General features: G+C 29.8%; 27 protein-coding genes. 1 reads left to right on the top strand and 26 read right to left on the bottom strand.

What is annotated here, in order from left to right:
• Positions 1–165: 165 nt before the first annotated feature.
• From G600_RS0111345 to G600_RS0111290, 12 genes are all read right to left on the bottom strand, one after another.
• Positions 166–1,326: a CHC2 zinc finger domain-containing protein gene (locus G600_RS0111345; RefSeq protein WP_027432021.1), complete on the bottom strand. Its 1,161-nt coding sequence runs from the start codon at positions 1,324–1,326 to the stop codon at positions 166–168.
• 131 nt (positions 1,327–1,457) lie between these two features.
• Positions 1,458–2,123 carry a DUF5688 family protein gene (locus G600_RS0111340; protein ID WP_278244417.1) on the bottom strand — a complete coding sequence of 222 codons (666 nt, stop codon included), beginning with the start codon at positions 2,121–2,123 and terminating at the stop codon, positions 1,458–1,460.
• Positions 2,124–2,225: 102 nt separating this feature from the next.
• Positions 2,226–3,476: an RNA-guided endonuclease InsQ/TnpB family protein gene (locus G600_RS0111335; RefSeq protein WP_027432019.1), complete on the bottom strand. Its 1,251-nt coding sequence runs from the start codon at positions 3,474–3,476 to the stop codon at positions 2,226–2,228.
• A gap of 122 nt (positions 3,477–3,598) precedes the next feature.
• A complete protein-coding gene (locus G600_RS15750; protein WP_155885976.1) occupies positions 3,599–3,760 on the bottom strand; it encodes a hypothetical protein in 162 nt (53 codons plus the stop codon).
• Between the two features lie 85 nt (positions 3,761–3,845).
• A complete protein-coding gene (locus tag G600_RS0111325; protein WP_027432018.1) occupies positions 3,846–4,340 on the bottom strand; it encodes a hypothetical protein in 495 nt (164 codons plus the stop codon).
• 11 nt (positions 4,341–4,351) lie between these two features.
• Positions 4,352–5,068, bottom strand: a complete 717-nt coding sequence (locus G600_RS0111320; RefSeq protein ID WP_027432017.1) for a nuclease-related domain-containing protein — start codon at positions 5,066–5,068, stop codon at positions 4,352–4,354.
• Between the two features lies 1 nt (position 5,069).
• Positions 5,070–5,408 carry a hypothetical protein gene (locus tag G600_RS0111315; RefSeq protein WP_027432016.1) on the bottom strand — a complete coding sequence of 113 codons (339 nt, stop codon included), beginning with the start codon at positions 5,406–5,408 and terminating at the stop codon, positions 5,070–5,072.
• A gap of 142 nt (positions 5,409–5,550) precedes the next feature.
• Positions 5,551–6,492 (bottom strand): hypothetical protein, encoded by a 942-nt coding sequence (locus G600_RS0111310; protein ID WP_027432015.1) that lies wholly within the window; start codon positions 6,490–6,492, stop codon positions 5,551–5,553.
• Positions 6,489–6,662, bottom strand: a complete 174-nt coding sequence (locus G600_RS15745; RefSeq protein WP_155885975.1) for a hypothetical protein — start codon at positions 6,660–6,662, stop codon at positions 6,489–6,491. Before G600_RS15745 ends, G600_RS0111310 begins: the two co-directional genes overlap by 4 nt.
• 347 nt (positions 6,663–7,009) lie before the next feature.
• Positions 7,010–8,824: an AAA family ATPase gene (locus G600_RS0111300; RefSeq protein WP_027432014.1), complete on the bottom strand. Its 1,815-nt coding sequence runs from the start codon at positions 8,822–8,824 to the stop codon at positions 7,010–7,012.
• A gap of 97 nt (positions 8,825–8,921) precedes the next feature.
• Positions 8,922–11,303 carry an SF1B family DNA helicase RecD2 gene (gene recD2 / locus G600_RS0111295; RefSeq protein WP_027432013.1) on the bottom strand — a complete coding sequence of 794 codons (2,382 nt, stop codon included), beginning with the start codon at positions 11,301–11,303 and terminating at the stop codon, positions 8,922–8,924.
• Between the two features lie 80 nt (positions 11,304–11,383).
• Positions 11,384–12,601 (bottom strand): replication initiation protein, encoded by a 1,218-nt coding sequence (locus tag G600_RS0111290; protein WP_027432012.1) that lies wholly within the window; start codon positions 12,599–12,601, stop codon positions 11,384–11,386.
• A 318-nt stretch (positions 12,602–12,919) separates the two neighbouring features.
• On the opposite strand from G600_RS0111290, the gene G600_RS0111285 reads away from it, so the two are divergent.
• A complete protein-coding gene (locus G600_RS0111285) occupies positions 12,920–15,043 on the top strand; it encodes an AAA family ATPase (RefSeq protein ID WP_027432011.1) in 2,124 nt (707 codons plus the stop codon).
• A gap of 203 nt (positions 15,044–15,246) precedes the next feature.
• On the opposite strand, the gene G600_RS0111280 is transcribed toward G600_RS0111285, so the two are convergent.
• The 14 genes from G600_RS0111280 to G600_RS0111210 all read right to left on the bottom strand — a co-directional run bounded on the left by G600_RS0111280 (position 15,247) and on the right by G600_RS0111210 (position 22,145).
• Positions 15,247–15,549 carry a type II toxin-antitoxin system RelE/ParE family toxin gene (locus G600_RS0111280; protein ID WP_027432010.1) on the bottom strand — a complete coding sequence of 101 codons (303 nt, stop codon included), beginning with the start codon at positions 15,547–15,549 and terminating at the stop codon, positions 15,247–15,249.
• Positions 15,542–15,805: a type II toxin-antitoxin system Phd/YefM family antitoxin gene (locus tag G600_RS0111275; protein ID WP_027432009.1), complete on the bottom strand. Its 264-nt coding sequence runs from the start codon at positions 15,803–15,805 to the stop codon at positions 15,542–15,544. Before G600_RS0111275 ends, G600_RS0111280 begins: the two co-directional genes overlap by 8 nt.
• Positions 15,806–15,867: 62 nt before the next feature.
• Complete coding sequence (locus tag G600_RS0111270; protein ID WP_027432008.1) at positions 15,868–16,146, bottom strand: hypothetical protein; 279 nt, start codon at positions 16,144–16,146, stop codon at positions 15,868–15,870.
• A 13-nt stretch (positions 16,147–16,159) separates the two neighbouring features.
• Complete coding sequence (locus tag G600_RS0111265) at positions 16,160–16,345, bottom strand: hypothetical protein (protein WP_027432007.1); 186 nt, start codon at positions 16,343–16,345, stop codon at positions 16,160–16,162.
• 124 nt (positions 16,346–16,469) lie between these two features.
• Entirely contained in the window at positions 16,470–16,856 is a 387-nt protein-coding gene (locus G600_RS0111255; RefSeq protein WP_027432006.1) for a hypothetical protein, read from the bottom strand.
• Positions 16,857–16,898: 42 nt separating this feature from the next.
• Entirely contained in the window at positions 16,899–17,519 is a 621-nt protein-coding gene (locus G600_RS0111250; protein WP_027432005.1) for a hypothetical protein, read from the bottom strand.
• Positions 17,520–17,533: 14 nt separating this feature from the next.
• Positions 17,534–17,947, bottom strand: coding sequence for a hypothetical protein (locus G600_RS0111245; protein ID WP_027432004.1), 414 nt, complete (start codon positions 17,945–17,947; stop codon positions 17,534–17,536).
• Positions 17,948–17,950: 3 nt separating this feature from the next.
• Entirely contained in the window at positions 17,951–18,235 is a 285-nt protein-coding gene (locus G600_RS0111240; RefSeq protein WP_027432003.1) for a hypothetical protein, read from the bottom strand.
• 1 nt (position 18,236) lies between these two features.
• Positions 18,237–18,413, bottom strand: coding sequence for a hypothetical protein (locus G600_RS15740; RefSeq protein ID WP_155885974.1), 177 nt, complete (start codon positions 18,411–18,413; stop codon positions 18,237–18,239).
• 47 nt (positions 18,414–18,460) lie between these two features.
• Positions 18,461–18,703: a hypothetical protein gene (locus G600_RS0111230; protein WP_027432002.1), complete on the bottom strand. Its 243-nt coding sequence runs from the start codon at positions 18,701–18,703 to the stop codon at positions 18,461–18,463.
• Positions 18,704–19,007: 304 nt separating this feature from the next.
• Positions 19,008–19,358 carry a hypothetical protein gene (locus G600_RS0111225; RefSeq protein WP_027432001.1) on the bottom strand — a complete coding sequence of 117 codons (351 nt, stop codon included), beginning with the start codon at positions 19,356–19,358 and terminating at the stop codon, positions 19,008–19,010.
• 128 nt (positions 19,359–19,486) lie between these two features.
• Positions 19,487–20,275: a hypothetical protein gene (locus G600_RS0111220; protein ID WP_027432000.1), complete on the bottom strand. Its 789-nt coding sequence runs from the start codon at positions 20,273–20,275 to the stop codon at positions 19,487–19,489.
• Positions 20,276–20,291: 16 nt separating this feature from the next.
• On the bottom strand, positions 20,292–21,464 hold the full coding sequence (locus G600_RS0111215; protein ID WP_027431999.1) for a ParM/StbA family protein: 1,173 nt from the start codon (positions 21,462–21,464) through the stop codon (positions 20,292–20,294).
• 18 nt (positions 21,465–21,482) lie between these two features.
• Positions 21,483–22,145, bottom strand: coding sequence for a hypothetical protein (locus G600_RS0111210; protein ID WP_027431998.1), 663 nt, complete (start codon positions 22,143–22,145; stop codon positions 21,483–21,485).
• Positions 22,146–22,149: the final 4 nt, after the last annotated feature.

The raw sequence follows: 22,149 nt of genomic DNA, 5'->3' as shown, positions 1-22,149 counted from the left end.
TTATTTTGTCCATTTTTCAATGTATATATTAAGTTTTGATACTTTTTATTCGTAACGGTAGTTTTAATACTTTATCTATTTAGTAATACTAAACACATTGCAATACTAAAACAAAAAAGCCAAACTAAGAAGACTCTTAATTTGACTTTTTATGATAGGAAATATTTATTTGTTGTTTGAAACATTTTTTGTGTAATTATTAATGTAGTCTATTACTGTCTGGATATTATTTTTTTCTGACAAATAATCATCAAGGCCCTTATAATTTCCTTTCCAAATACCGTTACTAAAATCCCAAACTAAAGATGTGTATTTTATATTAGATTTCTCTAATATATTATGTAACTTATGTTGAGCAGACTGGATTTTTTCTAGTGTTTTCTTATTATAATCGCTGTGTGGTTTTTTATCCATGTCATAACATTCGAACACAAAATTGTTTTTTATAAGGCTGATACCGTTTTCTTTAAAGTCATTTAAAACATCAACTCCAGGTACACCAATAACAGAAAACTGTTTATCTAACAATTCGTAGCAAATAGTCGCCTTTAGAATTCCTTCTGTAATAAGGGTAACGTTCTTTTTGCCTTTTAGATAAGTAAATCTTCCACCTGATGTACAACCATTTTCTTTTCCAGCTGAAGAGAGCCATAAATATTTACATCCATTTTTAGGTTCATCAACTCTAATTTGAAAACCAATTATCATATGTTCTCTATATACTGGACAAAGATAACCTTTTGAATACTTTAAATGCCATGAATTGTTTTCTTTAAAAAATCCTGGGACACCATTCAAATCGATTTTTTGTAATAACAATTGTTTAGTTAATAAATTACCATTTCCTTGAATTGTTTTAAATCCGATCTCAGCAATATGCTGTTCAGAGAGTCCTCTTTTTAACAGATTATCTTTATGATATTTGTTAAGCTGCAATTGTGATAATAATGCCTTATATGCTATGTTTAATTTTTCATCGCAAGCTCTATTAGATTGTTTAACAGAATTGCTAATAAAAGATGTTTCATATTTAAAAGGCTGGGTTTTTCCATTTAATTCTTGATGAATTAAATTAACACATTTCTTAAATTCTCGTGAATCTTCTAAATTTAAATCTAGATTTTTCAACTCACTGTAAAGTTTAAATTGGTTTCCTGAATTACCACATTTCCAACAATGGTATTTATTTTTTTTGATAACTGTATAAGAAAATTTACCTCTATTATCCCCACAAAAAGGACATTTAGCATAATATTCTCCATTAGATTCCTTAAATGGAACGATTCCTAAAATATTTGCTACTAAATCAATATTTATTTCCTGCATGTTATATCCTCCATTACAAATAGTTTATCTAATGTAAATATATAAGAAAAATTCAATTTTATAGCATAAAAAACTCTCCATCATATTAATGATAGAGAGTCTTTTTAATTTATTGAGTTATTGTATCAATATTATACCAACACTTCGTCAAGTGTTAAAACAAATGCATTGTCTGCTAACCATTCTTCTTCTTTAACTTCCAAACGGTTAACCTCTTTTACAAGGTTTGTAAAAGCAGGTAATTGTCCTACAGCTTCAGACTTATTTGGTATAGGTATTAGTAAACATTCATGTATACTGCTTGGACACATAATTGCACATTCCCAGTTTAATTTCCACAAAATGTTTTTGTAATCTAAAATAGCAGCTGCACCATTTGTTCCTCTTTTATTACTTACTACTATTGGTGCTGGACCTTGCCCTGCAAAACTCATACCTGTACGTTCACCAAGATCGTCTATTTTAATATCGCTTAATGTATTTGCATATGCAGCTCTTCTAAGTGTTTCGAAATCTAATCCCATTTTTAATAGCATATCTTTTCTAAGTGTGATAGACATAGATTCATCTGTACTATTATTGTCGAGCTTGATATAATACTGTTCCCAGATTCCAGGAAATTCACTTGGACGTGTTAGGTGTGTATTACTTTTGCCCTTAACTAATCTAATAAAGACATTCTTTAATAATAAATCTTTGTTAGTTAATATTGCTTCAAAATTTGGGATACTAGGTGTGTTATGATGTTTTTCCAATATTTCCTTTATAATATCAGAATTTGACCTACCCTGCTTAATATACTCGCCTACGTGAACTACTCATGACTAAAGTCACGAGCTTCAATTCAGGTCTTACGACCTCTTTTAAGAAGTTTGGTGTTTAAGTTTTGCTCCTGAATATCAGGATACCCTTATTCTTACAGGCGTGTCCACTTCGCCCCTAGTGTATAATCCATCTAAGGATACAACATTACTTTTGCGTAGGATATTTAGTGCTCCGTTTACATCAGCATTAAGACATTTACCATTTTTACATTGATACATTCCTCTGTAAATTCTATTACCGCTAAATGTATATGTTTTTGGATTATCATTATTGTAAACTGGAAGTTCATCTTTATCCCAAAATGATGCTTTAGACGTATAGCTTTCTTCCTGTTTTACAAACACAATACTATTTAACTCACAGAGATATTCTAATTTAGAGCGTAACCTACCGTATGGGATATTTACAAAGTTTTGATTGTTTCTTTTTCCCATATCAGCACCACGTTGGAATGTTTCATTATAACCAACAACAAGAGTTCCTATATTATTAGAAACACAATAGTCTATGATTTTACGAGCAGCCTTGTTCATATAATCATTAACTTTATTGTTTCTATCTCTGGTATTAGCTTTTTGTCTGTTAGTTAGTCTATAACCCAAATGTTGTTTGTCTTTAATAGACTGTAAACGAGCATTTTCTTTATTAAACCATTGATTGATAGATTTAAGTCGTTTTCCATCTATGATGAATGACTTACCTTCACTTGATACAGCTGTTACAAGATTGTTTATACCTAAGTCTAAAGCTAGTGCATTGTTTTGATTTAGATTTCTTTGAATTTTTTCAGCTTCATATATGTATTGGATTTCAAAGAACCTAGCATTTGCCTTTGGTATTATGCGTATCTCTTTAACTTTTTTATCAATTAAAATCGGTGGTATTGTAATCTCTACGCTTTTATGAGTTTTCTTATAAGTGTTTGAAAATGGAAGTATTAGCTCATTTCCATTAAGTCTAACAAAACCTATGACAAGTGTTGTATATCCGTCTTTAGGAAGATAATGTGGCAATTTACAATCTTTAAAAGCATACTTGCCTTTTTTAGCAAGCTTTAACAAACCAAAGAATGACTTAAAACTGCCATCTACTTCTTTGAGTATCTGCTGAGCCATATTTGAGTTGAGTAATTTATAATTTTCAGACGACTTTAAAAGAGCATAGTTCTTCTCATAGTTTAGATACTCGCCTTCATTGAAGTAGTATTGTCTTACATTGTAGATTGCCTGATTAGTTAAGTTCTTTGCTATATGACAAAGTTCTTTAATTGATTTATAATCTTCTTTTGACAGATGTTTTACTTGTTGTTTTACAGTAAGGTACATATAACTATTTCCTTTCATAAGACTCGGATTGTTCCTGTATGTATATTATATCATACATTTTACTAAAAATGTAATATTATAGTAAAATAATGGGCTGTATCTCATGACTAAAGTCACGAGTGTTAGCCCATTAACTCATAAAAACAACATCCTAAATTCTTATTAACTTTTACTTCAATTGCGGGTAAAATAGAATTGTTTTTTTCTACCTCACGATATTTGCAATCTAGGCCGCAGCTTCTTAATACATCCATAATTTCATTAATTCTTGATACATTTGTCATAAATTTTTTTCTCCTTTTTACTGTATATATTTACACAGTAAATATATAAGAAAAATAAATATGAATTCTTCTAACCTATGTTAACCTAAGAAGCTGGAATTTCTAAGATATTTGTACACTGTACTTTAACACCTTCTGCTTTTGACGATAATATCTTTTCTCTTTTTGCCAAATCCCATGTTGGCGGTACGATAATTTTATTATCGAATTTACCCTTTGAAGTCATTTTGACTTGAATGTGGGCTAAATATTCTGTTTCATAAATGAAATCATAGTAAATCCCATCTGATCTAAATTTTAGTCCAAACACATATCCTTGGCCCTTTAGAGGGATTCCGAACATCTTAAATGGAGTAAGTCTTAGAAATTTGTCGTCTATTTTATAGCCTGCCAAATATTCTTCTTCACTAAAATCGCTTCTTTCGATTGCATAAAGATTACTGCATGACCATTTTGTTTTTGTAGCAGTATGATACGTAAATCTAAGACCAAACAAAGTCCATTCAAACCACTCTATTGCTACAAGCACATCTCCATTGTTAACTTTTTCCTGAATTTCTTTTGCAATTGGTATTCTCATAATTAATAAATTTAGAAATTTTCACCTCCAATATCTTCTCCCCAATCAATTACCCTAGCTTTACCTATATCATCAATTGTTATTTCTTCCATGGGTTTATTGTAAAATTTTTCGAACATTTCTTTAGTAGAGATTTGACCAAATCGTTGTGAAATGGAATCCGCATGGGCTTTTCTTTCTTCATCGGATGCTTCATATAAAGCTATTTTATTAGATATTTCCAAGACTTCATCATCTGTATAAATATCCTGTACTCCTTGAATATTCAAAAATTCCACTAAATTACTTATTGAATATAACTGAACAGGCATAATTATTCGATTGTCGCCTTTGTGTGCTCTAATATAAGCTGGCATATTATTTAATATATTCCAGTAAACACCCTCTTTTTTATTTGTAATATAAGGCTTAAATTGAGTGATAGCTAAATTCCAATATTTATATTTTCCTATAGTATTTTCTAATGCTCTTATATGCCCGTAGTTTTGTTTAATTGGATTTTTCATTTTGTGTTTATGGTATTCAGAATCATTGCAAATATCTAGGTTATCATAATTTCCCCAAAGCCATTCATCATCATCTATATCACCAACAAATGTTTTGAATACAGATGATTTTTGTTCAATTACAAATATTCCTTTATTATGAACTAAAATCGCATCTATTTCTGTTGTATTACCATCTTTTTTGGTAAGTATTACATTTCTTAAAAAAGTCTTATTGGCCATATTAATCACCTAGCAATTCATCATGATTTTTTTCTTTTTGCTTTTCTAATGAATTTAATTCATCTTCTGTTTTCTTAGCAACTAAATCTTCAAAAGACTGACCTCTTTCTCTATTAAGCTCTTCTAAACTCTTATTGTTTTCAATTTTATCTTGAAGATTATTCATATTAGATTTGTGTATACGTGTCTCGCTATACGGACTATATTTATCATAAGTTTCCTTAATGAATCGTTCTGCTTCTTTTCTATTTTTCTTTTCTTCTCTTTTTTTATCACTTTTGTGCTGCAGAATAGCAGATGCAAGTAACGTTGCTCCCGCAGCAATTACGCTAATATACATAAAAAGTTCCTCCTGAAATTATTGTTTTTACAAATATATATGATTTTTTGGTTATTTTTGGAAAATATCTAATATTATATTACATAAAAAAACATTGCCAATCTATAGGACTGACAATGCTTTTTATTAGATATATAGTTTTTTAAATATAACTGCAGCTTAGAGCATTCATAATATCATCATCCGATGCTTGTGGAATAAATGATTTTGCAGCAAATGCCTCAATATCATTTTTCTTTTGAAGTTCATTTCTAAGCTTAGTAATACCTGAATTATATTTCATTTGTAAAAATACTGCTTTTACTGTCTTAGGAAGTTCTGCCTTAATAAAGAAATATTCTGGAATCTTTTCAGGTGTATTATTTAAATATGTAGCTATATTTTTATATGATGGTATTTTATCGCCACCTAGCACAGGATCAGTTGGTTCAAGTAACATGATTTCTACTAACCATCTTTCTAAAGGTGTTAATGTATCTAATGCATGTCCGATTTCTTTAATCCTCTCTTCTTTTAAATAGTTTTCTTCTGGTGATAAGAAACTACCATGTTCAATTTTGTTTTGTTCCGTTAGTTCTTCATAACTACTTTCAGTGTAAGAGAACTGTGTTAATACTTCATTGACTGTTTTTATTGGTATATTTGAAAGCGTTGAAATTTTAGCTGCATCCAGTCTCTTATCGTCTAGCCCCTGATAACCACATTGTATTAATGTGTTATAAATGATTCCCTGCATTTGCTTATAGTGTGCAGAGATTTCACTCTTATAATCTGAAGCTATGTTAACCCACATATTACCAAAATATGTGATTGCCTTAGCCTTATATGGATTAAAATTCTTATATTTTTCCATTAATACTAATGCTGCATTTTGCATTAAATCATCAAATTCACCCTTGCCTAAATACTTCTTTACTATTAAAGTTTTAGCATAATTTTCTGTGATTTGCCATAGATATGTAGACCAGTCTGTATCGCTTATTTCGCCTGCTTTCCAAGCTTCGTAATACATTTCTACTCTTTCATTTGTTTGCTCTTTAAGCCAATTTTTCTTATTTTCGGAAAAACAAAGTTCAATTTTCATTTTCTTTTACTCTCCTTACTTACTATTTTTTTGAATAATGTAATATTACTTTTTAAATTCGTAATTGATTCCAAAGTACTAACAACGTCATCTAGCGATGCTGTTTGTAAATCAAGTGAATTAAATACGTCAATAGTATTTGGGGGAGTATAGTCCTTCGTACCATTCATATATATTTCTCCTTTCTGATATTTGTTATTCATTAGAAATATATAAGAATTTTGGATTAGTACTTATTGAGAATTCACAACCAAAATTAATACGTGTCACGCATTAATTTTTGTGACATAAATTATTATTTTTTTATTTCATCTTATTATCATAATAATTACACATTTTTTTCACAAACAAGATGATTGTAATACTAATGATATATAAAGTCAACGATTTTTTAGTATAAAAGTACTATTTTTTATAAAATAAACAATTTACGGGGGTAAGATAATAATAAAAATACCCCCAACCGAAGTTGAGGGTACTTTGTATGATATACAATAAGTCTAAGAAATTATATTATCTATTTTCCAAAGTATAAGTTTGGAATACCAGTAGATAAAATTGTATCTTTAATTTCGCTATAATCGACTGCGGCAAGTATAACATTATCGTAATCATTCTTAAAATCATTAATAGTCTTAGCAAGACTCATTAACGCTTCTTTATCCATTACAGATAATTCATCTAATACCATAATTTTAGTTCCTACTAACTGGTTAATCATATCCATAATTATAAATAAGAAATAGGCCTTTTCACCATTTGATAGTGACTGATAAGGTAAATATAATCCCTTATCGTTTGACATCTTGACTACAACACCCTTATTAGTTTCAAATACGAATTTATTATTTGGTCTATATTTGCATGAACGCTTGTTGCAGATATCTTCAAAGAAGCCTAAGTATTTGCTAACGATAGCATTTCTTACTTCGCCCTTCTTATCAAAAACTTTGACAAGGTTGTTATAATCGTTGTACATCTCTGAATAGATTTTGAGCTGCTTTTCTTTTGAGCTTCGCTGTTCGCAATCCTTAATCATCTTTAATTTAGACTCAATATCTTCAATCTTAACCTTAAGCTCTTCTTTCTTGTATGTTAACTCAGCAGGCTTTTCAAGAACAACAGGCTGATTATTCTTTAATTGCTTTAAGATAGACATTTTATCTAATTTTCTTTGATATTCAATTGCGTTAGCATTATATTCATCTAATGTTTTTGTCACATTTTCTAAATCTGATCTAAGCTTTAAAGTGTTCTTTTCGATTAACTGTATGCTGTTTTCTAAAGCCTTAATGCTTTCTTCTATCTCGTTTTTTGCAGAAGTTTTGTCTTCATGGCATACAATTAATGGTGAAATAGGACAAACTGGCTTACTTAACAAATCTAATGTATTTTTAAATTCAGAAATAGAGTTCATCTGTGTAGAAATAATAACACCATTATTATTAATTAGATTATTTAGCTCATTTATCTTGTTCTTTAAATCCTTATCAGTTCCATTTGGACGTACAGCTTTGATGCTTTCAATTTCTCTTTCAAGAGCACTAACCTGTTCATTATACTTTTGTGCCTGAATTAATGATTTTTGATAAGCATTAATGTTCTTCTCATATTCTTCACCTAATAAAATAGCTGTATTAAATTCATCTCTTTTTAATAGTAATTCATTGCTATCAAAAGGGGCACTACTTGGTAATTCATCAATAATGAGTTTTAAAGCATCGACCTTTTTTCTGATCATTGCTCTATCTTCAAAAACCTTTTTATAAAATGATTCAATAGTATCTAAATCAATATCTGATTCAGGTAAAAAGCTTTCTATTGTGTCTTTCATTCCAGGAGTAAGCGCAGGCACTAACGAAATAACGTCATTCCTTTTAAGCTTTTCTGGGATATAAGATAAAATCAATGATGAAAACTCTTGTGGTGATAAATTCGAAATTACTTCACTTGAAGTTGTTATTTTTAATTTATCCATTGGAATTCCAGAGATATTTTCAATCATTTGTGTAAGAACCTTAGCTGTATTAGTTTTACCTTCAATTTTAATTGTTGTTTTTCTAGGAGTAGAATTCTTTACTTCTCTTGAAAAATGTAATACTTCTTTGGAAGTTGTATTTTCAATTTCTAGATAAACCTTTGCGTATGATGCGTTTGTATTAATAATTTCACCAGCTGGCTCATTACCTGTTAATCCATAATTAATTGCATCAATTATAGATGTCTTACCTGCACCATTTGCACCCAATAAGCATATAATTTGAGGTAAACCTAATTCCTTGATACCTTCATAGCCTTTAAAATTTTCGATTACTAACTTATTAATTCTCATATATATTTCTCCTTTTATAATTTATTATATTAGAAATATATAAGAATTTTGATTGCAAAAAACACTCTCCTCATTTTCGAGAAGAGTGCTTCACTTCTTAAACATTGTCGTTTAGTTCTTTGATTCTTTGCTTTAAAAGAGTATTTCGATGTTTAACCTGCGTATTGCTAACGGCTATGTCTATAGCTGACAACAATTTTCCGTATTTGTATTTTTCTTCGGCAAACAAATATATTTCTTTTTTAGCTCTAGTTACCGCAGTATAGAACAATGCTCTATTAAGTAACATATAATCAGCATATGTGTATGCTATAATTACACATTTTGCTTCAGAACCTTGGCATTTATGCTGTGTAATGGCATATGCGAGAGTTAACTCTTTAAGTGTGGCTCTTGTGTAGCCTCCAATTGAGCCATCATCAAATTTTACCACTACTTTATAATCTTGTTCGTCATCTTCATTTGTCGTTTTGGCGATACATACTATTGTGCCAGTATCTCCATTGAATACGCCTGTTTTAAAGTTGTTATCTTTAAGCGAAACAAAATTATAATTATTAACAGTCTGCATAACCCTGTCGCCAACTCGATATATATTATTGCCTACAATAGCTTCATCTGCACCAGCAGTACGCAATTGCTGGATTCTTTTATTTAATGAATTTACGCTGGTAATACCACGTTCTCTCATTGGAACAGCTAACATAACATTTTCAATTCCATATTCTGAAACTTTAGCAAAATATTTGTTAATCACATTAACAGCAATGTCTTCAGAACCACTTGGAATATAATGGAAATTATTATCGTAAGTATATTTATCTAGTTTTAACCCTTGATTAATAAGTGCTGAATTGTTTGCTATTGAACCTGAATTTCTATGTCCTTCTTTAAGCAGAATACAAGGTATTACACCACTTTCTATTAAATCCCTTAAAACCATTCCTGGGCCAACTGATGGGATCTGGTCCACATCTCCAACAAATACAATGTTACAATCCTTCACACACTTAATTAATTTATGAGCAAGAAGTATATCAACCATAGAGCTTTCATCAACCAAAACTAATTTATTTTCAGGTCTATCATCTTCATATTTTGATAATAGTCTATGAATAGTTGATGCTTCATAGCCTGTAGATTCTGTAATTCTTTTAGCTGCTTTTCCTGTAGGAGCAACCATAATAACATCTCTTTTATCATATCTACGTCCTGAACGTAAAAAGGTTTCAGCTATAATTTCTGATATTGCTGTTTTTCCTCGGCCTGGTCCACCTGAAATAATAGATATTCGATTCATGACTCCAGTATATACAGCCTTTCTTTGCTCTGATGTAACCTCAAAATTACCGAAAAATCCTTTTTCTTTGAGTTCTTCTGTTTTTCTTTTTTCAACATCTTTAATACATGCCTCAATTATTTCTGGTTTAACAAATCTAGCAGAATTTGAATTCACGAGTTTAACTATTAATTCGGCTGTTTCCTTTTCAACATTATACATTTTTTTTGTATATATTCTACCATCGTCATTAACAATTACTCCGTTATTTATAGCATAATCAAGTGCTTCATATAAAGAATTGTTAATGTCTTTTCTAACGGTAATAATATTTGTAAGTTCATCTAATGTTTCTTGTGATGGATTATGTGCCTTAATTAATTTTTCTCTTGATTCAATCCAATTTTCATATCCAGCTTTTAAAGAATTTTCAGCTACAATTTCTGAGATATCTTCAAAATTATGCGTTGGGGCTAAAAGCTTATCTAAGCTTTCTTTAATTTCTTCTATAGTCAAATAACAATGTCCGTTAGTTAATTGACCTTGTTGGATAATATAATTAATAGCATAGCTTATTCTTTCAATAGAATCGGGTTTCATCCCTGCGGATAATGCAATCTTATCAGCTTTAGCAAATCCAAATCCATCAATTTCATCAATTAATACATATGGATTTTTCTTTAACTTGTTAATGGAACTATCGCCATATTTATTATATATCTTCATAATCTGATCTTTTGTGCCTGCTCCATTAAGAAATAATGTTATATCTTTATACGGAATTACTTTTTCATAGTTTTTCGCTATAGTTTTAACTTTAGTTTTCGTGATTCCTTTTATTGTGGTTAACATCTCTCTTTTTTCTTCATTTTCGATTATGTTAAAAAATTCATTGCCAAATGCATTGATTATTCTTTCTCCTAGCACTGGGCCAATACCTTTAATAAATCTTAATGCAAAGAATTGACGAAGTCCTGCACAATCATCTTCTTTTTGATATAATACATTTTTTATGACAAATTGAGTACCATATACATTTTTTTGTTCTTCGCCAGTAATAGTAACTTGCATACCCATACTTGCATTGGGAATAACACCAACTACTAATTTTTCATCATTATCTGTATTTAATACATATCTTCCCCAGTCATTTTCCTTTTGAGTTAAAATTCTTATAATTTTTCCATTGATTTTTTCCATGTTTTTCTCCTTTTATTTGTTTTTTACATGATAAATATATAAGAATTTATGTTCTCTTTTATTATATATTTATTATTCTATTATTCTATTAACCCTGACTCTCTATACATCATTGTTATGATATTATTCATTTCTTCTTCTGTATAATGTCTTTCTTGCCCTCTATATAAATTTTGCGACATACTGACTCGTGTAGGTCTTTCATATTTATCGCTCATTGTAAAAATTAAGCTTCCGACAATGTTTTTCTTCTCATTTAATCGGGGAACTTCTATACCTAATCGTTGCTTTACTTCATTAACACTCAAATTTGACTTATCTGCACTTTTTTGAATTGCTAATATATCTTTTTCTGATAATTTATATCCATTTCTTTGTAAAACTTCTTCCACGATTGCACCTGTTGAGTTAATTTTTGTTTTTTGTTTTGCATTGTCTAAAGAGACTTCATTATATTCGCAATTATCTATAATATTATCATCAGCTTTTTCTAAGCCATTTTCTGTCAAATGATAATCAACATGTGAAAGGCTTTCAATGTTTTTCTTCTTAAATTCCCTTCTTAATAGGTTTTCTGACTTGTTTCTTCTACTTATCTCTTTAATATCTTTATTATCTTTGCCATTGATATTCCAAATAAATCCAATTACCTTGCTGCCGCCTTTTACGTTTTTCTTCTTTTCAACTAAATTAACAGTAAGATCTGTTTTTTCATTAATCTCAGCAATAGATTCTAATAATATCTTTTTAAAATTTCCGTAATTATAACTTTGAGGAATCATTAATGACTCTCTTAATACAACACTATCGTCAATTCTATGACCTTTATCAGCCCATCTTTTTAAACAATAATATACTCGTTTTGAGTACTTAGAAGTTAAACTTACAGCGTATTTCCAAGGATATAAGGTATAACCATTTGCTCTGTCTTCCATTATTATCTCTTTTGCAACTGGATTCATAACAAAGGTAACAGATAAATTGTTAGAGTTCCAGGATAATCCCATCAACATTCTATTTACTCCACCTAAATCAATATCTCCCCATTTATAATCACGGTTATAAATATTTTTAAAGCCTTTTCGCAAGGACTCATAAGCATGTTTTACTTGTGTCGTAGGAAGATACTTTGCATATTTTGTCAGATCCACAGTATACGAATACTTATATAAATCATCAGGGCCATCTTGATTAAGATAGTTAAAAATAATATCTATACAAGTGTTTTCGATATTTGATAACTCTATTCCCTCTTCAACTAGCTTATTAGGTCTAAATGATAATTCTCTTTTATTCATAGCACAATCTTCCTTTCACGTTTTATTGTCTTGGTACTGTAAATATATAAGAGCATTTTTTATTTTTGCAGCTGCTACAACAACCTATTTGTTGTTATATATTTGTTATAAATATTTGTTTCCTTTGTAGACACTCCTCAAAGCCAGTAATGGTGCGCCTTGTAGGATTTTAGTGGTGAGAAAATTCGGCTAAGTGGTGAGAAAATTCGGCTAAGTAGTGAGAAAATTCGGCCAAGCGGTGAGAAAATTCGGCTTATATATTTTCCAAAAATGGGTATTCTTTCTTTTATATTTACACTACAAGGAAGGTGGTATTTGATGATATTAAAAGGATTACTTATAAATTTTAAGGAACACAATTTGCAGACTGGAATTTCTATTGCTTGTGTGCAGATTCCAAGTCTAAATAAGACAATTCTATGTGATGGAATATTTTTCGATTATACAAACGGAACTCCTCTTTTATTAGAAGGAGAATTTGAAAAAGAAATCTTTAAAGTATCTTCGGTTAAGGCATCCTCTTTTTCTTATGAAATATCAATGAAAATTCTTAAATCAAAATCTTATCAAGGAATTGGTCCAAAAAAGGCTGCAGATATATTAAATAAATATGGATATGACATATATAATTATCGCAGAGCCAATATTCTTGATGACAATGAAACTTTAAAAAGTATTATAAAAGTTACAAATTATTATACATTCTTTGAAGATTTATATATGTATCTTTCTAAATTTAATGTTTCTTATAATTACGTCAAATACTTATATAATGATTACCTTTTTGACTCTATGGATAAGCTTAAAGAGAACCCATTTGTGTTAATGGATTATGGAATAGATATATATGTATGTAATTTAATAGCAACTGATTTAAAAACTATAAAACTTAATACAAAAAGGATGGAAGCTCTTGTTAAAAAAATAATTCAAACAAATCAAAATAATGGCCACACTAGGATATTACTTGAGGATTTCATTTCCTTATATAACGAAAGTGAAAAGAAAATGAGCCAGAATTCCCATGTTAATCAGTTTTTATTAATGAATTATATCGTTCAAAACTACACTATAGTCGAGGAAGAAAACAATCTATCATTTATATATACTAAATTCGATTACATTAATGAAAAGAATATTGTGCAGCATATAGACCGATTACAAACTAATAAAATTACATTTGATTTTAATTGCAAGTATATAGATGCAGTAGAGGATTTATTAAAATGCTCGTATTCTAGATCACAAAAAGAGTGTTTTAAATTATTATCTTCATCTGGAATTAAAATATTAACTGGTGGCCCTGGTACTGGCAAGACTACAGTTATTAAAGGTATAATACAAGCTTTCAAAATGATTAATCCAAATGGTAATTTAATTTTAACCGCACCTACAGGTAATGCAGCAAAACGAATGTACGATTCAACTGGAATTAAGGCATATACTATTCATTCTGCGTTAGGCATTACTCCATATCAAACTTTAGAGGAAATTACATTAAATATTAAAAAATTAGATTATGACTTTGTTATTGTGGATGAAAGCTCTATGGTTGATTCTTTTATCTTTTCATGCCTATTAAAGTCCTTAAAAAACGGAACAACGCTGTTAATTATAGGTGATAATAATCAGTTACCGTCTGTCGGTAATGGCAATATACTTGGTGATTTAATTCAAAGTAAATCATTTGAGCATTATCATTTAGACACTATTTTCAGACAAAGTGGTGAAAGTTCTATTATTACTAATTCAAAAATGGTTATTAATGGCATTAATAATTTAAAAGAAGATGATAATTTTAAGATATTTTATGCTAAAACTGAAGACGAAATGGTTAATATGGCAACTAATATAGCCAGAGAGCGATACCTTAAAGACGAAGACTTTAAGCTTTTTTCACCAGTCAAAAAAAACATTTACAAAACAGGAACTAACAATATGAATAATCTTTTACATGATGTGTATTTTAAATCTAAATTTATAAATGGTTCAAATGCTATAAAATATGGTTCTAGCACTTTTGATATTGGAGACAAGGTAATATTTAATGTTAATACTGATAAATACTACAATGGCTTAGAAGGTACGATTATTGATATACAGATTATTCGCAATAAAAGACATATTACCATAGAAACGTCTGATGATACTATCAACATTACTGATAAAGACTTACGCAACATGTCTTTAAATTATGCTCAAACTGCTCATAAATCACAAGGTAATGAATGTGAGACATGCGTAATTTTAGTTCCAAATAAGCCAATGTCTATGCTTAAAAGACAATTACTATATGTTGAAATTACAAGAGCAAAGAAGAACGTTATAATTATCACCCAAGGAGATAAATTTAACAACGCTTTAAACGTATGTATTAGCTCCAAAATGGAAGTCAAAAGAAATACTGGACTAATTTTTAAACTTGAAAACAAAAATCTTTAATATTTGTTATAGAAACATCTAGAAATGGAGTTACTTAGTTGCTTGGTATGGGATTATTTTGTAATACAGACGTAAGGGATCTTTATTACGATGTGGGACATTTTATTCCTGACCGATTGATAGACTACAAAGAAAAACGCATTGCTTAATTGCAATGCGCTTTTTTTTATCTGGCTTGTGCAGTACTGTAACAGTACTTTAGGTTATAAATTCCTCCCTTGATACTGAACGGTTACTACATATACAACTTTTCTGTTTTCATTAATTCTGAAAATAGCAATGTAGTTATCTATAACAAGCTGCTTGTATCCTTTTCCTGCATATCTTCCAACAAGTCTATCTTGATGCGACTGTGGAAGTTCTGCCAATCCAAGAATTGCTTCTCTAATTCGGCTAACCTGTCCTTCTGCATTTTCAGGATCTAGCTTTTCATGTGCAATATAAGCATATATATCTTCAATATCTCTATATGCTCTTTTCATCAATTTAACTTGATACTTATCCAAAATACTTTTTCTCCAATTCCGAAAAAGCTACTTTAGCGTCAATAGCTTCCCCTGTTTCCGCAAATTCCTGTTCTGCCTCAAAAATAGCCTGATCGATACGATTTTCTCTAGCAAACCAGTCATAATATTCCGAACTCATTACTACAAGATCGCTATACCCGTTTTTTGTAAAATGAATTGGTTCTCTATTCTTGTGCGCTAATTCTGATACTTTACTTGTATCTCTCAAATCTCTAATTGGTAAAATTATCGGCATAGATAACACCTCCTATATGTAAGTATAGTGTAGCATAATTATGCTGCATTGTAAATTAATTTCTACTTATCTTGCAAAAGTAAAATCAAATTCCATACAGCTTCTTCAGGAGTTTCTCCTTTGCCGATGATGTAATCATTTATATCATAATCCTTATCCTTACCGTTCCAGAAATTCTCACAATCTATATCACTTGCATTAATAGGAAGTTCCTGCACGGAATACGGATTCATATTAAATGCAAGGAAACGAGCTGAAGAATACGCCCCACCATATCTATCCTCAACAATACAAAGGGGATATGGTAATTTTATATTTATTAGTTCAAATGGATTTTTCAAAATTATACCCTCCTTATTCAATATCAGTTAACTTAACCATTCCACAATCTTGCTCCATTAAATGTATACAAGTAGTTCCGATTTCAGTATTATCTTCATCATATACATTAGTTTCATATCCTGCTACTACTAATCCGTACTTATTAACAACATTTTGGATTTCATTAAGCACATCTGCTAATTCTATATACTCTGTCATTTACTTTCCTCACTTTCTGCATCAAGAAAATCGTCTCTTTTTAAATCTTTATCAAACCATAATTCGTATTCATCTTCACTCATTCATTACTCCTTGTTTTCTTCAACCAGCTTATTTATTCTTTCTACAACAATATACCAGTAATCTCTTTTGCTCTAATTTTATAGGCTTCTCTTGCTTCTTCTTCCGTGTATTCTTCTCCGCAAGCAATGCAATGAGAAAGAGGGAATTTAATCAGATCCTCTAATGTTTTTATCTCATTCTTATATTTTTCAATAAGCTTATTAGAAGACTCTTTATAAGCTTTTAATGCATCTTCTTTTGTTTTAAAAATACATTCTTCAGTAGCTGCAAAAGAACCAAGATTATCGAGAGACTGTAAAGCGTATACTGATTTGTTTACTCTCGATTCTTTCTGTACAAACTTAGTAATCTTGCATTTTTCAGCAATATTATATGTACTATTTACATAGACAATTTCGTTATCTGCAAACTTTCTATTATCATTCATATCCTTTCTCCTTATATATTGAATTTTTAGTTTTTTTGTGTACTAAGACTTATTACGTGCTAACCATTTTTCTAGATTTATTCTTGACCTTGCTCGTTCAATCTCTAAGCCTGTCTCAAAATCTGCGTCTGAACATAATACAAGGTCGTCTATTTCGATAAGAACATCATGTGCAAGATTTCGATTTCCATATTTAAAATCTAAAAACGTATAATATGAGCCTACAATTCGGTTACGTAATTCGTAACAACCAATAAAGTTGTCATTAAGTCCAATTGTTTTTACCAAGTTCCTTAATACACGCACCGCATCTTCGTCTGTTTTGGCATCGAATTGTTTCCAGTCTTCTTTTGTACGTGGAAGATACTGCATGATTTTTGCCGCATGTAAATCTCGTGTCACTTTCGGTATTATATTTAATATTACTTTTTTAAATATCATAGCAATACCAACAATGGCAACACATACACCGACACCACACAATCCTAAAAACCAAGACGTAATAAGGGAAGGTTTGGTAACTGATATACATGGTATTTTCATTATAAGTGCCCCAACGAAAAATGGTGCCACAGTAACCATTAGAAAGGCGGTTGTACCTACCACCCAGTTAAATTCAAATAATGTCTGTAAAAAGTTCTTCTTCTTTTTATATTGATTCATCAAAAATCCTCCTTTTACTTTATATAATTACTTCTTAACTTATTATGAGTTTTAGATAATAGAATTTTAATCCAAAGCATTCTATATGTATAAGTTAAAGAATTTACATATTCTTCTGTTTTCTTTAGATAATTTATGTCTATATTTCGTTTTAAAAAGACAGATTGCAGTACGTCTGAAGCCCAGTAACGATAAAGAAGAAGTTCTTCCTGCATTCTTAATTCCTTTTCGTTTACATGATTCCCAACGTATCTTCCATATTGAGACCAAACTCGTATTTTTAATAAAAGCGAAACCTTCTCCATCTCTTGAATCATTTCTGGGTGATTCATGATATGAATGAATTTAGTCTTTTCAAAATAAATACAACTGCGAACCAATATTATAACAAGTAATATCACACCAATCATAATAATATATCCATCCATAGGTTACTCTCCTTTATTTATTTTATATTTAATACTTTTGTATATCGAATTGAATAACCACACTGGACCAAAACATGCAACAATTAATAATATGTACCAAATAGGACATAATAAAAGTGAAAGAATAGCTCGAACCGTTGTATCGTATTGATTTATTACATCTATACTCCAAACAAAGAGGTTGTGCCACAGATGATATAATACAGAAATTAGTTCTATTTGGAACATAAATCCAAATAAGCCTGCAACAATCAAAAGTCCCCCTTTAATAAGTCGTTCTCTTTTCATATTATTCCTCACTTTCTTTTTGCATTTCAATTTCATGTTCTAGTCTTTCAAACCCTTTTTGTATATCCTTTTTACGAGCGTTTGACTCATAAATGCATACACAGATTAACAATAGTACTAATACAAGTGATATTAGAATCCTCATATCTTCAACCCAATCTAAATTTAAATCTACCATCTTTAAACCCCATCCTTTCCTTCACTTTCTATTTGATACTTTTTCTCCTATCTGCTCAATTCTCTTGTGATTGAACTATACAATTTCATATCCTCTTTTTTTACTAAAGTAATATCTCCACTACCAATTGAAACAACTTCATAATTTTCTAAAAGTTTCTCACAAACTTCATAATCTGTCATTGTTGCCAATTCTTTATCAGTGCATTTTTTATCACTATCTAAAATCATTCTTGCACATTTCTTCATGCCTGTATAAGGCATACTGTTATAAAGTTTTCTTGCGTCCATGTTTTGCCATCGCTTTCTATTTTTTTATATTCTTTGTTGTTGCGATAAATAAAGGAACGTGGCGGAATCGGACCACCTTGATACAATCATTTCTAATTCGTTCCTATGCCGTTTCATATGACCTCGGAACATACAAAACGTACATTTTATATATCTTTTAAAAAAAATCAGGGCAGACATCATATTTTTACGATGCTGCCCTTATAAAGAGTTTTAGTATTCTTTTTCATGTGGAGCTTGTTTGTATTGATTTTTAAATACGTTTGTGTTGATTTTTCAACACAAATAACAAGCTCTACCAAATTTAAATATACTCAACAGCAAGTGAGTCTGTAACTTTTTTTGAAAATGCATCCATATCTTGAATGTACTTTTGTTCTTCGTCTGTAAATTCTTGTAAAGAGTCTAAAGTATTTGCCTTAGCTCCTCTATAGACTAATATGTAATCATTAAACTTATTATCTGCGAGTTCTAATCCACCATTAATAGTCTGAGGGAAATTATAATAATTTTTATACTCTGTCTTTTCTTCAGTATTCTTTACTGCCATTGATAAAAAATATGGGATACCATTTCTAATACAAAAGTTAGATACTGTATTTATTGCGTCTTTAAATTCCTTTTCTTTTAACTTATCTTCATAATCAAATGTCATATGTCTTTTAGGTGTAGTTATTATTTAACTACAACTCCTCCTCTCTGAATAATAATTAATAGGTTTCTGTATAGTAATTATATAAGAATAATTTATTGTTTTTGGGAAATATGCAAAGCAAATTGTTATTACAACATATCAAATGCATTTAAAAAATCATCCATATCAACCACATCTTTATTTTCTTGCTTATCTTTTGTTGTATACTCTTCATTTGTTAATTTAACATTGTCTTTAGTGTTTATATTAGTATCGTAGTCCTTAAGATACTGTGTGTTGTTATCAGTCTCTGAGTTTCTTATATCTGTGCCAGGCATATAATTAGTTATATTGCTATCTGGCCTATTTTTCTTTGCTATATTATTTACTATATTATCAACATTTTTTTCTTTTTCTTCTATAGATTTATCAAATTCCTCTGTAGGTTTATCAAAAATAATTGGATCTAAATTTACTTTATTTTGCTTCTTTGTTATTACCTTTCCTGCAAATTTTATTTTTCTTTCTTTTTTTATAGTACTTAATTTTATTGCATTCTGGAATTTTAATATATTATTATCGATGTCTCTCTTTTGCAGCTGAAAAAGGCTATCTACGGCAAAGAAAGCTCCTAAATTTTGGTTAATTAAAGCATTTCGCAGCACCATCTTACAAAAGTTATTTCGTGTTCTATGTTTAATATGCTTTAAAAGATATATTAAGTTTGTCTCACTTTCAGGAATAACTATTCTCGTTCTGACAGATTCCTTCCCATTTAAATCAAATGCAATATTTTCATCTATTAGATATGAAATTGGATTACCATTTGCATATGCTATTAATGACTCTTTAATCATAGTAGATACAGGATAACCTGCATCTACTAAAGCTACTAAATCCATGTCATATCGTTTATATAATCGTATTTCAATCACCATAAAATTACACTTCTTTCTATCTATTCTTTGAAAGCATCATATGTCTGTATAGGTAATATCCTCTTACATTTGAATAGATAAATGATAAATTATCATTTTGATTTCCATTAATAATCTTAAGACTATTTAATGCACTAAATCTTTCTTTAATGTTATGCTCCCATGCAGCACTTGTACCGCCTGTAATAATAATGTATTTATAAAACTGAACTAAATTGTCAAATCCAATAGAATTAATCATTCGCTCAATAGCTTCATTGCAGACATCATTGTTTGCTTTGGCTAAAAGTCTATCGAATGGATATTCTACTGACTTAAATGTTCTTCTATCTGCCTTTTTAATAATTCCTGATGATAAAAATGGCTGCATTGCAGGGACAGGAATAGCTACTCCGAAATTTTCTTGAATTAAAGAGCTAGTCTCTTCTAATACTCTTCGCATTCCTAAATCTGGGAAAGTTTCTCCACCGACTGTTCTACCATTTTGAATCATAAACATATCAAACGTACCGAACCCAGGATCAAACACCACACATGAACTTGCTAATACATCTTTTGTTTCTGTAAGATTTCCATTATTATCGACACAGACAGAAAAAAGTGTACCCTTTGGCTGCGACATAATAAAAATGTCATTTGGATCTACCTGAATACTAAATATCTTCCAGTTAGAAGCTCCTATTTTTAAAGCAAATCTATGTGTACCTGATAGGAATTCCTTTAATAAAGTATCATCAATTCCTAGATATTTTTCTGGTAATCCAGTCTGAATTACTACTTTTTTACCACCGACTTCCCCATATTCATTATCTGTGCATGCAATACCTAATCCAACTCTAGTAATAACTTTAAACATTGGATCTGAATATCTATCTCTTGAATATAATACATTAGCAGAATTACTTGTATCATTGATACTTAATGATGACTGTGCTAACTCACCAACTAACCATGTTTCATCAGTTTCGAGGTCTTTATATATGATTGCTTCATCAGGAGCTTTAGTGATAAATTGAATTTCATCTTCATGCGCCTTTATAGCAAATGATGGGAAAGCTGCTACAATGTTTGGACTAAAGAGTTTTACACTCGAATAGCCTAAATCAATAGCGACTTCCCATGTATCTTCCCTAGATATGTTTTTTCTCTTTATAAATTCTGTTCTAGTTTTAAATTTTTTTGTATTCATAAATTGATTCCCTTCCTTTTACATTTTTTCTTCTACTTTTTTTAAAAAATATTGTTCTTTTGCTGCTCCAATTCTGCATGACACATGATAATTAATATCTGCTTCTGAAACATATAATATCTCTGGTTTTTCCATTATTAGTTTCGTTCTATAATCGAAAACTTGGTTAAATAAATCTATTGAGTAATTGAATCTATCTCTTAAATCAAATAGATTTTTTATAGTATTATCTTCATTTTCTTCACACTTCCCATATTTTTCTATGATTTTTTCTGCTTCACAAAATACACGAGAAAATTCATAATCACTATAATTTAGCTTCTCTTTAAAATCTCTTACCAGATCGCTAACTAAATCAATTCTATCCTGATAAATCTTATAATTTCTTTTTTCGTCTTCTTTAATGCGGTCACATTCATAGAAGTCTCTTCTTTGTTCCCCACTGTATTTGTAATTAAATACTTTTTCTATTAATATTATGCCTTGTAAATATAAGGCATAATCATCACCCTTTATTTGAGCATTGATTTTCTTTGCTTTATCCATATATTCTTTCACATCTTTATTTTTGTTTAAAAAAGAATCAATTCTATATTCACAATCCTTTTTTGCCCGTTCTTCTCGTTTGCGTTCTTTTTCTCTTCTTTTGTAATCCCGATTAGCCTTGTACTTGTCGAACATTTTG

It is taken from the genome of Lachnospira multipara ATCC 19207 (assembly GCF_000424105.1).
Lineage (GTDB): Bacteria > Bacillota > Clostridia > Lachnospirales > Lachnospiraceae > Lachnospira > Lachnospira multipara.
The sequence above is the reverse complement of the archived record's forward strand: the minus strand, read 5'-3'. Positions and strand labels throughout refer to the sequence as shown.